This window comes from Pseudomonas sp. PS01297 (assembly GCF_029959305.1).
Taxonomy (GTDB): domain Bacteria; phylum Pseudomonadota; class Gammaproteobacteria; order Pseudomonadales; family Pseudomonadaceae; genus Aquipseudomonas; species Aquipseudomonas helleri.
This window is the reverse complement of the sequence record NZ_JASCPQ010000021.1, coordinates 13,105-26,734: the sequence shown is the minus strand read 5'-3', so window position 1 is coordinate 26,734 and position 13,630 is coordinate 13,105. Positions and strand designations below refer to the sequence as shown.

Sequence of the window (13,630 nt, the reverse complement as noted above, 5' to 3'; positions counted from 1 at the left end):
GGGCGCCACTCACTCCCCCGGGGGGTACTCTTGAGCCCCCCAGGGACGGCGTCATCCAAACGCTAGAGGGATGTATAAAAACAATGACCCAGGCCAATTTTTCCAACCCGATCGAGCGCCATACGGCCTTTGGTCTTGACCACGGCTTACCGCTGATCGGCACCAAACTGGTACCGCCGCGCTCGGCGCGTACGGTGCTGACACGGACACGCCTGTTGGAAAAAGTCAGCCTGATGCAAGAACGCTGCATGGCGCTGGTGTGCGGGCCCGCCGGGTTTGGCAAAACCACGTTGCTGGGGCAGTGGCGCCAGCATTTGCTGGAGCAGGGCCACAGCGTGGCGTGGCTCAGCCTGGATCAGCAGGACAACACCCCGCAGACCTTTCGCCGCTATGTGCTGGCGGCCTTGAGCCAGGCCAGTGGCGAACCGCTGGAGCCGGTGGCGGCCCTGACCGAGAGCCTCGCGCTGGCCGACAGCCGGTTTATCCGCGAGCTGATCAACCTGATGCAGCCCCGGCAAAACGCCTTGTACCTGGTGCTCGATGACCTGCACCTGCTCAACCACCCCGGCATCGTCAGCGACCTTGAGCAGTTGCTGCAGCATGCCCCCGACTGTTTCCACTTGCTGGTGGGCAGCCGCAGTGTTCCGGCGCTGCCGCTGAGCCGTTTGCAGGCGCACAACCAGTTGCTTGAAATCGACACCAACGCCCTGCGTTTCAACGTCGAAGAAACCCAAAGCTATCTGGCCAGCGCCAACCCTCAGCGTTTCCCTGCGACCGAGTTGCAGCGCGTTCTGAGCCTCACAGAAGGCTGGATCACCGGAATTCAAATGGCCGCATTGGCACCCAGCGATCCGTTGCGCAACCTCAACCGCATGCACCTGGGCAGCCGGCAGATCGGCCGGTATCTGTACGACGTGGTGCTGGCGCCGCTGCCGGTGCGCTTACAAGAATTTTTGTTAAAGACCTCGATCCTCGGGCGCCTCACGCCGTCGCTGTGCAATGCCGTGACAGAGCACGACGACGCGGATGACATGCTGGCCGAGATTGAACGGCACAATCTGTTTTTGTTTTCGCTGGACAGCCAGGGCCACTGGTTTCGTTACCACGCCCTGTTTGTCGAGACCCTGAGCGAGCGCTTGCAGCACAGCGATATTGACGTGGTGCACCTGCATGAACGCGCTAGTAACTGGTTGGCCAAACACCAGTACTGGGCCGAGGCGATTCGCCATGCGCTGGCCGCGGGCCAACTGGGCAGCCGCAGCGATTGTGCCCATCAAGGCGCGCAATCGCTGGCCGAAGAAGGCGATGTAGAGACGCTGGTGCGCTGGTTGCAGCAGATGCCCGAGATCGCCAGCCTGCCCTTGGACCAGCAGCGCATCGACCTGCAACTGAACCTCGCGTGGGCGTTGGGCCATCACTTTCATTTCGCGGCTTCCAGGGGCTTGCTCGACAGCTTGCGGCCGCTGTTCAACACGCCGCAGCCCTGCTCGCGGCTGACCATCAAATACCAGGTGATCGGCGCTATTACCGAGGCCTTCGCTGAAAATATCAGCCAAAGCATCAAGCGCGTTGAGCCGTTGCTGGCGCAGGTGCCGTGTGGCGATACCTGGGTTGACGGGCTGATTTGCAACATCCTCAGTTATGGCTACATGACCCAAGGCCATTACCCTCAGGCGCAAGCGGTACAGCGCCATATGCCGTGCCCGACCACACCCTCGCACAACCTCTTTGTGACGGTTTACCGTGCCTTTGTGCTGGGGCTGAGCCACTTTCGCCAAGCCGATTTACACAGTGCCGAGCAGTATTACCGCTTGGCGCTGACCCCGACTGAAGACCTCACCGGCCCGCAATCGAGTGGCAGCGCGACGCTGGCGGCACTCTTGGGCGAGGTGCTGTACGAGCGCGGTGAGTGGCAAGCGCTGCAAACGCTGGTGACACCGCGCTTGAGCCAGATCGACGCCAACGCCCCGCTGGACGCGCTGTTTGGCGCCTACGCCAGCCTCGCCCGCCGGGCGCTGCTGATGGGCGAGCCGACCCAGGCGCGCTACCTGCTGGAGCATGCGCAGCAACTGGCAACCCTGCGCCGCTGGTCCCGGTTACAAGCCTGGCTGCTGGTGGAGGAAATACGCATTCACCTTGCGTGTGAGCAACTGCCGCAGGCGTTGGAGTTGCAGGCGCAGTTCGAGGCGCTGGACCCGCATCGGGCGCATGCCGAGATCACCCGTGCCCGCACTGAAGCGCACTGCCATATCGCCGCGGCGCAAAAAAACTGGCGCCTGGCCGCCACCCTGTGGCAAGCCCTGCTGCAAGACGACGAGCGTCAGGGCCAACTGTTGCGCGCCGTCCGCAGCCGCGCTGCGCTGGCGTGTGCGTTATGGCCAAGCGACCCGGCGGGTGCCGTCAACACCTTGCAACCGCTGCTTAACCTGGCGTGTCGGCAACATTTGCGGCGCAGTGTGCTGGATGCCGGTGACGCCATGCCGGTGTTGCTTGAAGCCACGGTGAAAACGGCGCGGGGTGAAGTTGCGCACTACCTGCGCGGCCTGCAGGAAAACCTCGATCCGCGTATTGGCAACGAAGACCTCGACAGCCGTGAGCCAAGTTTGAGTGAGCGCGAGTTGCAGATTTTACGTTTGATTGCCCAAGGCCAGGCCAACAAACAAATCGCCCGCAGCCTCGACATCTCGGCAGAGACCGTGAAATGGCACCTGAAAAATCTGTTCAGCAAATTGCACGTCACCAGCCGCATCCAAGCGATCACGCGCGCGCAGAAGTTGAGTTTATTGGGGTAGGTACCTATCGCAGCCTTCGTTCCTCGGCAGCGACTACATGAGCCGGTTAACCCTGTAGCCGCTGCCGAAGCATGAGGCTGCGATGGGTTGCGCAGCGACCCCAAGCGGCGGTCCGGCGGCCCGCATCGCAGCCTTCGTTCCTCGGCAGCGACTACAAGAGTTTTGCGAAAAAACCGGGTTGGGTTGCCAGGGCTGTTCGCAGTTGGGCGGCACTGATGGTGCGTTTGGTTGGGTCCAATGCCAACGCTTTGCGTACGGCGCGCCAGGCGTGGCGGGGCAGGTTTTTTGGGCGTTTGAGGCGCTTTTTGATGGCAGGCTGTCGGTTGAACGGGTGTTTGCCACTGGCCAGTTCATAGAGTAAACACCCCAGCGCATACACATCGGCAACGCAGGTCAACGCCGCACCTTCAAGGATTTCAGGCGCGGCGTACCCCGGTGTCCAGGCGTTAACGCGGCTTCGGCTGACCGGCGCCAAGCCGTCCAGCGTTCCGGCCTGCGCCTGGCCAAGGCCAAAGTCGAACAAACGCACGCCGTCTTCGCTCAGCAACACATTGCTCGGTTTGAGGTCGCCGTGCAGCACGCCGCGCTCATGGGCGTGGGCCACGGCATCGAGCAGCGGCAAGGCGATTTCCTGCAACGCAGACCACCCCAGCCCCAGCGGGCGCTCGCACAGCAAGCGATCCAGGGTCGGGCCGCGCAATAACTCCATCACCATAAACACCCGCTGGTGCGTCGTATCGACGTCAAAGCTGTAGATGCGCAGCACGTTGGGATGGTGCAAATGGCGCATCAGCGCGTACTCGTTGAAGAGCAAGGCGCTGGCATCCGGTGACTGCTCATAGGCTTCGCTGAGCACCTTCAGGGCGACGTAAGGCTGCGGGTCACCGAACTGTTCCTGAAGCAGATCACGCGCCCGATACACCGTGCCCATGCCACCCGCGCCCAGCAAGCGCTCGATGCAATACCGCCCGCCGAGCACGGTTGGCAATGCGCTCATTGGCGGATCACCACGGCGCTGATGTTGTCACGCGCATCACCGCGCAGCACGCCGTCAAACAATCGCGCCAGCGCCACCTGCGGCGAGATCAGGCTCAGCGCGTTACCCAACTCGCTATGGCTGAGGTTCTGGTACAAGCCATCGCTGCACAGCAAAAACACATCGTCGGGCAGCACTTCAAGCTCGACCACGCTCAAGTTCAAATGCTCGCTGGCGCCAATGGCGCGGGTCAGCGCACGGGCACCAGGTTGCGCCTGCGCCTGCTCGCTGCTCATGGCGTGTTCATCCATCAGTTGTTGCTGCAACGAATGGTCCCGCGACAGTTGGTACAACTGCCGCCCACGCCACAGGTAGCAACGGCTGTCGCCCGCCCAGACACAGGCGCCCCGCTGGCCCTCCAGCAGCAACGCGACCACGGTGCTGCCCATCAGGTTGTCAGCGTGTTGGTCGCTGACGGTGAGTTCCTGGCCCATGCGCCGGTTGAGCCAGTGCAGGCACTGGCGCACGGCGTCCAGGCGCTGGTCAAAGGTTTGCACCTGGGTCAGTTCCCCCAGGCTGGTGACGATCATCTGGCTGGCGATGTCGCCCGCCCGATGGCCGCCCATGCCATCGGCCACGGCCCACAGCCCTTGCTGCGGGCACTCGAGAATGGCGTCTTCGTTACGCTCACGGACCTTGCCCTGATCGGTGCACGCCGCGCTGCGCCATGGCAGTGCTGGCGCCATCACAGCTGCTCGGTCAGACGGAAGCTGCGCAGCACGTCCATATCAAACGGGTTGGGTGTGCGCTGGCTCATCAACAGGTAGTTGGCGCGCAACCCGCCCACGTCAGCCTTGAGCACCATGACATCGCGCCCGCTCAGGTAGTCGATTTGCATCAGGTCCAGCAAGCGGAATAACGACCAGGGCCCGGTGCTTTTTTCGATGCCGACCGGGCGCCCGACGGTTTTTTCCATGACCAGGCTGGTGCGGCCGTTTTCGGCTTCGGTGGGCCACTGCAAGGTCACCGGAACAATCGGACCATGCCGGTATTCAATGGACTGGTTGCCAAAGCGGAACTCGGAGCGGCTCACGCTGGAGTCCAGGTTGTAGGGTTCGAGGGTGAACTGCACCTGCGGTTCTGCCGGGTTTTGCGCAAAGAAGCTTTGGCGAATGACATGCACCGCAGCCATTTGATCCAGGTAGGTTCTGGCCATCGGCAAGCCTTGCCCGTCCATGCTGCGCAGACGGTAATTACCCGCTTCACCGCTGACAAAAGGCCGCATGTAGGTATCGAAAAAGCGATCACTGATGCCTTGCCCACGGAAGAACTCGCGGAAGTCATTCAGGGCCACGTCGCTGTGGCTATGGGCGTTGAACGGATATCGCTGTTTGATCGCCCGCACGTAGAAGCCGTACAGCTCGCGCTGATAACGCTGGTTGATAAATTGATACGTGTCGCTGAGCACCAGACGCCAGGTGTGCTCAGTCACCCCGTTGAACCACCCGTTGAGCGGGCTCGGCAAGCGTTGCGACGCCTGACGCAGTTGGCTCAGGGCATCGCGCTGGCCGGTCATGCGCGACGCGGCCATGTCGAAGGCGGCCTGGTCCGGTGTGCTGGCACGCGCAAGGCCGGCCAGTTGCAGTTGCACGTCGTTGAGCCCCTGCAAGGCAGGAATGAGGTCGGCGGCCGGGCCGTCGTTTTCATCCAGCAAACGGTGCAAAGGCTCGAAGCGGCGCTGCAAAGCTTTTTTGGCGGTATCCGGTACGTTTGCCGCCACGCTGTCCAAGGCTTGAGTGGCCTTTTCGGCTGCCTCGGGCAGGGTTTCAAGGGCCTCGGCCACGCTTGGGAAGCGCGTATTTTCCCGTACTTCGAGCAGCAAATGCAGCACCGCAGAGTTGGCCGAGGTCAGCCCGGCAAACTGCTCGGCGCCTTCACGGGCAGTGTTGAAAGGCTGTAGCGCCAACTGCCCGACCGCTTCGCTCCAGTGCGTGGCGTAATCGCGAAAGTACAGTTGCTCAAGTTCGACCATCAACTTGCGCAGGTCCATGGCGCTGAGGGTGTTGCCCTCGCCCAGTACCCAGTTGTCACGCAGGATGTCACTGACCAGCGTCGCGCCCTGCACCGAGAAATACTGCTTGTAGCCTTGTTGGGTGTAGAACCCCGGAATCACATAACCCGCGCCGCTGAACACACTGCCTTGCGGCCCCAGATGCTGATCAAAGCTGTAGGGGGCCAAGGTGTGTGCCTGCTCGCGCAACATGCGGTACACCACTGAGGCCAGCGACTCACTGCGCAACGCTTGTCGCGCTTGAGCAACCAGAGTGTCGTTAAGCGGGTAGTTCAGCGTAAGGCCGAGCAACCGACCAAAGTGCTGGTTAAGTCCATTCTGCACGGCGCTATTGCCGGGGTAGCGCGCTGACCAGTCGGTGGCCACCCACGCCTTGAGCCAGGCATTGTCGCGGCGTTCGGGCATGCCGAGCATGAGGTACGCGCGCACGCTGTTGAGCAGGCGGTCGCGGTTGTTGAGATTGGCGCGGATCTGGCTTTCAAGTTGCTGGGCCACACGGGGCAATAACTGTGCCTGAAGCTCGCGCTCGTAGGCCTGGGTCACCACCGGGTGGCTGGCGCCGCCCTGATACAAACCGGTGCGCTCATGCAGCGACACGTCAATCAGCGACGGGAACACCCGCGTCGCGGCGTACTGCGTGTCGAGCGTGCCAAGAATGGCCCGGGCATCATCACGCGGGCTCAACAGTGAGCGCTGCCGGTTTGATTGCTGGGCCAGTTCACGCAGTGTGTCCAGCCGCTCATGGTTGGCCGAAAAGCTTGCTGTCCACAGCAGACCTACGCCACCGAGTACCGCCAGCGCGCCCACGTACATGCCGCGCTGCCCCCAGTGCAGGCGCCGACGCTCGCGTTTATCCAGCCCCGCCAGTTCTGCCTCGGGGAAAATAACCCGGCTTAACAGGTGATGAACAAAGTGCGAGCGGCCACTGTGCAAGGTCGGCAGCACCTGGGCTTTCATGTCCAGCCGTGCACCGACATCGGCAGTGGTCGGGTTCAATTTTTGTTTAACGTGAGGCGAGCTGGTCAGGTAAAAGCCGCGCAGCGGGCTGGCACGCTGGTAACGATTGCCGGTGAACGCCATGTCGACAAACAGGCACAACCGCTCGCCAATGCTGCCCAATTGATGAGGGAAATCGAGAATGCGCCCGCGTCGCAGACTGTCGCGCTCTTGGTGCATGCGCGTGATGACCTGGCTGTTGAGACGCCCCAACAACGCTTCGAACTCGGTGCGCAGCAAGGCCACATCGGCACCGCTCTGCCCTTCGCCAAAGCTGGCACCAAACACCTGGTCGCTCTCTTCGCGGCTCAGTTGTTCAAAGAACTCGGTGAAGCCCATGAGTTTGTCGGCCTGGCTCAGCACCAGATACACCGGAACCTCGATGTGCAAGGTTTGATGCACTTCTTGCAGACGCAGGCGAACCTGTTCGGCCAGGTCAGACAATTTGGTTTCATCGCTTGAGAACAGCACATCGACCGGCAAGGTCACCAGCACGCCGTTGAGCGGCCGCTCACGTCGGCGTTTGCGCAACAGGTCGAGCAAGGTGCGCCAACCGTTCGCATCGGCATGGGTGGCGTCTTGGGTCAGAAAGCGCCCGGCAGTGTCGATCAACACGCCGTTTTCAGCGAAATACCAATCGCAGTCACGAGTGCCGCTGGTGTCGCGGGTGAGCTTTCGATCAATTTTGTTGAGCGGAAAATCCAGCCCCGAAAAATCCAGCAAGCTGGTTTTGCCGCTGCCTTTGGGGCCGATCAGCACGTACCAGGGCAGTTCATCGCGCCAGCGCTCGCTGCGGCCTCGGTACACGCTGGAGGTTTTGAGTGTGCGCAACGCGTCTTTGAAGCGTGTGCGCAGCTCTTTGTGGCTGGCATTGATCAGCGCTTCGCGATGCTCGCGCTCTTGGCCGACGTCGCTGTCTTCGGCCTCTTTTTTACGCACCCCGGCCCGCCAGCTGACAAAGACCATGGTCAGGCCCCAGATCAGGCACAGCGCACTGATGGTCAACAGCCGCGCCGTGGCGTCCGCCCAGAATTTATGCTCATTGACCGCCAACAGCGGCCCCACCCACCACACCAACAGGGCAATCGACAGCAGCAGTAACAGCGTCCACACCCAGGTCTGGCACACAAAGGCACCGACCTTTTTCAACACGTTTTTCATGACCTATCCCTAATTACAACTGCGCTCGTACAACCGGAGTGTCGAGCTGTTGATACGGCTGCAAGACGACGTCGCGCTGCTCGCCCAAAACCCAGGCAAAGCCCGAAAACATGACCACTAGGCATCCCGCCGTGAAGGTCGCCAGCAACCACCCCGGCACGATGCGGGTGAGACGGTGGCGGCGTGACTTGAGCCCTTGCCAGTGCGGTGAAAGCTCACGCGCAACGTCCCCGCGCAAATGCCGGATCTGCCGGTACAGCGCATCACGAATGCCGTCGAGTTCATGAATGCCGCGCTCGATGACGCGAAACTTGCCTTCAAAGCCCAAGGCCAGGCACAGGTAAATCAGCTCCAGCAGCGAGAGGTTGTACACCGGGTCTTTGCACAGCTGGTCGAGCACCTGAAAGACCTTTTCGCCGCCAAAGGTTTCGTTGTGGAAACTGCTCAGCAGGCTCTGCTGCGACCACTCGCTTTCCTTGCCCCAGCGGGTGGTCACCACGGCCTCGTCGACCACCGTGCACAGCACGTAACGGGCTTTCATCATGTGCTGGCTGTCAACGCCCCGGCACAGGGCATTGGCCTCAAACGCCTTGATGGCGGCGGTGAGTTGCCCGTGCAGGCCCACCAGCGTGTCTGGCGAAGTGCTGTGCTTGATGTGCACCACGAACGACAGAACTTCACTGGCCGCTGCCACCAGCGGGTTAACACTGACGCTGAACGCGTCGGCAGGCTTTACCCGCGCCGAATAGATCATGCGTTCGGCAAGTTGCTCGATTTTTGGCGGGGCCTGCACGTCGGTCAGGGCTGCCGTCGCAGGCGTGTGGCCATCGCGAAAAATCATCACCGTGCTGTCATCTGTTGGGTGTTGTGAATCCGTACGCATGGCGGTCAGTTCCTGATGGCCCAAAATTGCAGTTCAAGCGCTGAAAACTCGCCCGAGACATGGAAGGCAAAGCCACCGGAGCGCTCCAGTTGCGCCAGCTCTTCGCTGCCCAGTTCGAGGATGAAATAGGTTTTGTTGGAGTGAAACGGAATCTGCCGAGGCGCCACAGGTAAGGGTTTGACCTTGAAGCCAGGCAGGTGCAGGTTGACCAGTTGGCGAATGTTTTCGACGGCCCCGACCTTGAGGTGCGCGGGTAAGCGATGGCGCAGTTCCTCGCTGTCGCAATGGGCCTGAGCGGCGAGAACAAACGAGGTGGTGGCGAGCAGAGCGTGGTCGGTCAATGGCGACACCAGCACGCCGTACTGACGGCTTTCCAGCACCAGCTCCATGGCGTGTTGCTCCAGCACCATCGACAGCACCTGGCGAATCGAGTCCATCAGGCTGCGAAAACTTTCGCCCTGATTGCTGTGCTGGTAGGCGCTGCGCACCTGCGGGCGTTTGCTCTCGCTGCCAAAGGTCGCGAGGTCGCCGAGCATCGCCAGCAACGCGCAATACAGCTCTTCAGGGTGCAGGTGCTCAAGGCTCAAATAGTGGCGCAACACCAGTTCGGTGCGGTTGATCAGCTGGAGCATCATAAAGTCACCGACCTCTGCCCCGCCGACCTTGCCATTGGAACTGATGCGCTGCGCCAGCGCCTCGCCGCGATTGGCGATCATGCTGATGACTTCTTTGAGGCACGACAGCACATAGCCCGACGCGTGGGCGTGGATAAAGGTCGGCACAAATTGCTCATCCAGCCGGATCACGCCGTCTGAGGTGGTGTCGAGGATCTGGCACACCTGCAACTTGATGCAGGCTTGATCGTTCTGTTGCTCGCCCAGCACCAGACGGAAATTCGGACGGGCGCAACTGACCTGGCTGCTGGCGTCATCACCGGCGTTTGAGTCTGACACGTCAATGTCGAACGCGGTGTAACGCGCCAGCACATCGGCTTGATCCACACGGCGGGTTTCGATGTAGTTGCCGGTGACCAGGGGCAAGGCCAGGTAAACCGCCGTGTTGGCGGTGTGACGCGGCACATCGAGGACTAATGCCTGGGTGCTGCCGCCCAGCTCAAACAGGCTACCGTCCGGCAACACGCCCGCCGCCTGGCTGATCACCAATTTGCCCATGTTGAGAAACTGCATGTCGATGTCCAGCCCCAGAAAGCCCCAGGTGTAACGGCCCAGTAACTGAGTACGGGCTTTCATTTGGTGGTGGTAATAACGGTCGCTTTGCTGGAAGTGTTGCGGGCGCAGCAGCATGCCTTCGCGCCAGATAACTTTGTGTGCATTCATGCTCAATCATCCGCCTGTGCAGAGGCCCGGGCGGCGTTATGAATGCCCGCCTGATCGAGTACCAAGTGGGCCGTGGTCAGGTCACCCGCGGCCAGCGGCACCACATAGCGCCATTGCGTTTGCGGCAGGTCGCGGTACGCGGCCAGCACCGCGACATAGCGGCTGCCGGGCTCGACGCTGAGCTTGAGGTCGACGGTCTCGCCGGGGCGCACCTCCAGCTCTTCACTGGTGACCAGATCCGGTGAAAGCGAGGCTTTGGGCCGTTCGTACAGGCTGAAGAAATCGGCGTTCTCAAAGGCAACCGGGTGTTTGAGTTCCAGCAACCGAACCACCAGCGGCGACGGGCGGCCGTTGAGGTCGAGATTGACCTGATCACTGGCACTTAACGTCAGGTCGAGCTTGGTGAGGCTGGAGTACGGCGACAACGCCGAACATCCGCCCAGCAGCCACACCGTCAGTGCCAGCAGAACGTTGCGATAAAGGGGTGTACTACGCGACATGCGCATCATCCTTGAGGGTCATTGTGGAGGGTGGAAATCATGCGCACTTGCACGTCGTAGGCCTGAGCGAAATCACGCGCCAGCACGCGTTCACACCAGTCATCGTCCTGTTGCAGGGCCTGGTGATAGCGACTGAAGGCCCGCCAGCGGCTGGCCGATGTCTTGAGCCACGGCTGATAGCCATCGCGCTCAAAGCGCAACACCAGTTGCTGCGGGGAGAAGTGTTCAAGATTGCTGCGAATCGCAGCACGGCTGGCGCTCAACAGCGCGACCTGATGCGCCTGTACATCACGGAAGGCACGCCCGACCACCTGCTCGGCCGAGGGCTGATGGGGCTTTTTCGGGGCCAGTAACAGGCCTAATGCTTCGGTGGCATCCTGGCTGGAGGTGAGCGGGTTTTGCCGGGTGTCCGGGGCGGCGGTGCGGGCCAGTCGCAGCTGGTTTTTAAGCTCGCTGCGGGTCCACAGACTTTGCTGCAAACCGCCGATGCTGTGCTTGAGCAAGTGGGCGGCCTTGAGCGCCAGCGCTTCGCGGTCTTCACGTGATTGCTGCGCAAGGTCAACGCCCAACACCGCGCCCAACGCCAACCAAAAAGCCTCGTCACTGGGCGGCCCAATGGCCGCAATCGGCTCGGGCAATGGCGCCTGCGGGGCTTCGACCAGATGCGGGACCCGCAGGTTTTCATAGTCGATTTGGGCGAAATCGACACGCTGCTCCCAGTCTGTTGGCTGGCCGTACCGTGGCTCAGGTTCCTCGAGCACGGCAAAGACAGCGGCGGGTATTTTGATCGGGTCGAGCGGGTCCATGGCCAAAAAAGCATCATCGGGGATGATGCTGCCCGCCGGTTGAGGGCGTCCGACCTGCTCCAGCATGGCTTGCAGCTCGTGCTCCAGTTGCGCACGCAACTGGAAGTCGCCAATGTAAAACACATCGCCATGTTCGATGCGCTGCGCCTGGCCATTGTTCAGCCATGCCTCGGAGCGGTTGCAGCGACTGCCGTTGGTGCTGGTGTCGGTGAAAAAAAACGTGCCGTCCCGGTAGCTGATGTGCGCGTGGTAATTGGAGACGCTGCGTGTGCTGTCCACGAGCGCCCACTCGCAGGCCGCATTGCGCCCGATGGTGCCGCCTTGCTCGGTGAAGGTTTTGCGCATCACCTGCGCAGCGTCCCGCGACCCTGTGTCGAGCAGGTCGAATACCAGTTCCATAGTGTGGCTCCTTACGGTCACTTACCGCGATTGACCGCTTGCGGATCACCCAATGGGCGATAGCTGTTGTCGTTGAATTTGTAATTGGCGCTGCACCCACTGGCGCCGCAGAGCACGGCGACAGTCAGCAACACGGCGCACCAGAGACGAGCAGTCATCAGGAGAGTCTCCACAGGCACAAAGAATGAAAGGGGCTCACGAGGCCTTCCTTTTTAGATCGTCCAAACGGATATTCAGGCGCTCCAGGCGGTACAGCAGCGTGCGCCGGGCGACGCCCAGTTCATGGGCGGCGCGGGTCTGGTTACCGGCGTTTTTGCGCAGGCAGTCGAGCAGCAACCCCCGCTCAACCTGCTCCAGTCGCTCGCGCAGATTGAGGGTGGCGTCATCGGTGGAGGCATCGCGCAACAGCGAGAAATGTTCAGGTCGCAACTCAGTGCCTTCGCACAGCAACACTGCGCGCTCGACCAGCCCTTTAAGCTCGCGCACATTGCCGGGGAAGGCGTAGCTCGCCAGTTGCTCCAGTACCGATTCGGACCAGAGCAGCGGTTGGCGCTGTAAAAACGCGCAGGTCTGCGCGGCAAAATGTCGGGCCAGATCGAGGATGTCACCCTCGCGCTGACGCAAGGCCGGCAAGGTGATGGGGAATTGTGCGAGGCGGTAATACAGGTCTTCGCGAAACAGCCCTTGGCTGACCAACTGCGCCAGATCGCGATGGGTGGCGGCGATGATTCGCACATCGATTTTATGCGTGTGATTTGAGCCCAAGGGGCGGATCTCGCCCTCCTGCAACACGCGCAATAACTTGGCTTGCAACGACAGCGGCATGTCACCGATTTCGTCCAGCAGCAAAGTGCCGCCGTTGGCACTGTCAAACAGCCCGGCGCGGTCACGGTTGGCACCGGTAAAGGCGCCTTTGCGATAACCGAACAGCTCGCTTTCCAGCAAGGCCTCCGGGAAGGCCGCGCAGTTCTGCACGATAAAGGGCCGGTCACGGCGCGAGCTGCCGTCATGAATCGCCCGGGCGACGACTTCTTTGCCGGTGCCGGTTTCGCCCATCAGCAGCACGGTGTAGGGGCTGTTCAGCACTTTGTTGATCAGGTGGTACGTCTGGCGCATGGCCCAGCTTTTGCCGATCAGCCCGCTCGTGCTGCCGGTCAGGTCTGAGGGCATTACCGATGTTGCGTCCTGCTGATGCAAACGCAACTGCGCCCCGACAAAAGTGCCGAAGACTCCAACAGAAGGCGCATAAGCCAACAGCTCAAGCGCTTGACGACTGGCGACCAGCAACACGCCGGCAACCGACTGCTGCGCATTGAGCAGTGGCACGCACAGCAACGCCCGCCACGGCAGGCCCTGGCTGGGCAAAAAGCCGATGTCATACAGCCCGTCGCTGAGGTCATCGACACTCACAACCCGGTTCTGGCACACGGCAAACTGCAACAGATGCTGGCCTGCGTAATCTGTTGGCAACCCTTGTTCGCGGGGCGGTTGCACAAGCCCGTCGAGCCATTCTGCAGTCAGTTCCAGGCGCTTGTGCGTGGCATCGAGCACATACAGCTGGCTCAATTCACAGCCACTGAGTTGGGCCACGGCACGCACGCACTGGCCGACCACGCTGGCGCTGTCAGTGCAGCGCGCCACGCTGGCAAAGTGCTGGAGCAACGACTCGGCATACGCCAGGGGGTCCGCTACGCGAACAAACATCGGCT

Annotated in this window: 10 protein-coding genes; 1 reads left to right on the top strand and 9 read right to left on the bottom strand. The window is 61.5% G+C overall.

The features are described from left to right. The first annotated feature begins 83 nt into the window (after nt 1–83). Nucleotides 84–2,792 (top strand): LuxR C-terminal-related transcriptional regulator, encoded by a 2,709-nt coding sequence (locus QMX84_RS09075; protein ID WP_282363642.1) that lies wholly within the window; start codon nt 84–86, stop codon nt 2,790–2,792. Nucleotides 2,793–2,943: 151 nt separating this feature from the next. Here the strand turns inward: QMX84_RS09075 and QMX84_RS09070 are convergent, their stop codons facing one another. The 9 genes from QMX84_RS09070 to QMX84_RS09030 are packed head-to-tail and all read right to left on the bottom strand — an operon-like array spanning nt 2,944 to nt 13,625. Then, complete coding sequence (locus QMX84_RS09070; protein WP_282363641.1) at nt 2,944–3,789, bottom strand: serine/threonine-protein kinase; 846 nt, start codon at nt 3,787–3,789, stop codon at nt 2,944–2,946. Further along, a complete protein-coding gene (locus QMX84_RS09065; protein WP_282363640.1) occupies nt 3,786–4,514 on the bottom strand; it encodes a PP2C family serine/threonine-protein phosphatase in 729 nt (242 codons plus the stop codon). Before QMX84_RS09065 ends, QMX84_RS09070 begins: the two co-directional genes overlap by 4 nt. Then, complete coding sequence (gene tssM / locus QMX84_RS09060; protein ID WP_282363639.1) at nt 4,514–7,996, bottom strand: type VI secretion system membrane subunit TssM; 3,483 nt, start codon at nt 7,994–7,996, stop codon at nt 4,514–4,516. Before tssM ends, QMX84_RS09065 begins: the two co-directional genes overlap by 1 nt. 13 nt (nt 7,997–8,009) lie before the next feature. Beyond that, the gene (icmH, locus tag QMX84_RS09055) at nt 8,010–8,879 is read right to left on the bottom strand and encodes a type IVB secretion system protein IcmH/DotU (protein WP_262123845.1); all 870 of its coding nucleotides are present in this window, start codon (nt 8,877–8,879) and stop codon (nt 8,010–8,012) included. A gap of 5 nt (nt 8,880–8,884) precedes the next feature. After that, complete coding sequence (tssK, locus tag QMX84_RS09050) at nt 8,885–10,216, bottom strand: type VI secretion system baseplate subunit TssK (RefSeq protein ID WP_282363638.1); 1,332 nt, start codon at nt 10,214–10,216, stop codon at nt 8,885–8,887. A gap of 2 nt (nt 10,217–10,218) precedes the next feature. Then, the gene (tssJ, locus tag QMX84_RS09045; RefSeq protein WP_048367838.1) at nt 10,219–10,716 is read right to left on the bottom strand and encodes a type VI secretion system lipoprotein TssJ; all 498 of its coding nucleotides are present in this window, start codon (nt 10,714–10,716) and stop codon (nt 10,219–10,221) included. A gap of 5 nt (nt 10,717–10,721) precedes the next feature. Further along, entirely contained in the window at nt 10,722–11,921 is a 1,200-nt protein-coding gene (gene tagH / locus QMX84_RS09040; protein ID WP_282363637.1) for a type VI secretion system-associated FHA domain protein TagH, read from the bottom strand. Between the two features lie 17 nt (nt 11,922–11,938). Then, entirely contained in the window at nt 11,939–12,079 is a 141-nt protein-coding gene (locus QMX84_RS09035; RefSeq protein WP_048367741.1) for a hypothetical protein, read from the bottom strand. 37 nt (nt 12,080–12,116) lie between these two features. After that, a complete protein-coding gene (locus QMX84_RS09030; RefSeq protein ID WP_282363636.1) occupies nt 12,117–13,625 on the bottom strand; it encodes a sigma 54-interacting transcriptional regulator in 1,509 nt (502 codons plus the stop codon). Nucleotides 13,626–13,630: the final 5 nt, after the last annotated feature.

What these genes read in the sequence shown, in the direction of transcription:
- QMX84_RS09035 (WP_048367741.1), bottom strand. Translation starts at nt 12,079, where the DNA reads ATGACTGCTCGTCTCTGGTGCGCCGTGTTGCTGACTGTCGCCGTGCTC.
- QMX84_RS09030 (WP_282363636.1), bottom strand. Translation starts at nt 13,625, where the DNA reads ATGTTTGTTCGCGTAGCGGACCCCCTGGCGTATGCCGAGTCGTTGCTC.
- tssJ (WP_048367838.1), bottom strand. Translation starts at nt 10,716, where the DNA reads ATGTCGCGTAGTACACCCCTTTATCGCAACGTTCTGCTGGCACTGACG.
- QMX84_RS09075 (WP_282363642.1), top strand. Translation starts at nt 84, where the DNA reads ATGACCCAGGCCAATTTTTCCAACCCGATCGAGCGCCATACGGCCTTT.
- tssK (WP_282363638.1), bottom strand. Translation starts at nt 10,216, where the DNA reads ATGAATGCACACAAAGTTATCTGGCGCGAAGGCATGCTGCTGCGCCCG.
- QMX84_RS09070 (WP_282363641.1), bottom strand. Translation starts at nt 3,789, where the DNA reads ATGAGCGCATTGCCAACCGTGCTCGGCGGGCGGTATTGCATCGAGCGC.
- tssM (WP_282363639.1), bottom strand. Translation starts at nt 7,996, where the DNA reads ATGAAAAACGTGTTGAAAAAGGTCGGTGCCTTTGTGTGCCAGACCTGG.
- QMX84_RS09065 (WP_282363640.1), bottom strand. Translation starts at nt 4,514, where the DNA reads ATGGCGCCAGCACTGCCATGGCGCAGCGCGGCGTGCACCGATCAGGGC.
- icmH (WP_262123845.1), bottom strand. Translation starts at nt 8,879, where the DNA reads ATGCGTACGGATTCACAACACCCAACAGATGACAGCACGGTGATGATT.
- tagH (WP_282363637.1), bottom strand. Translation starts at nt 11,921, where the DNA reads ATGGAACTGGTATTCGACCTGCTCGACACAGGGTCGCGGGACGCTGCG.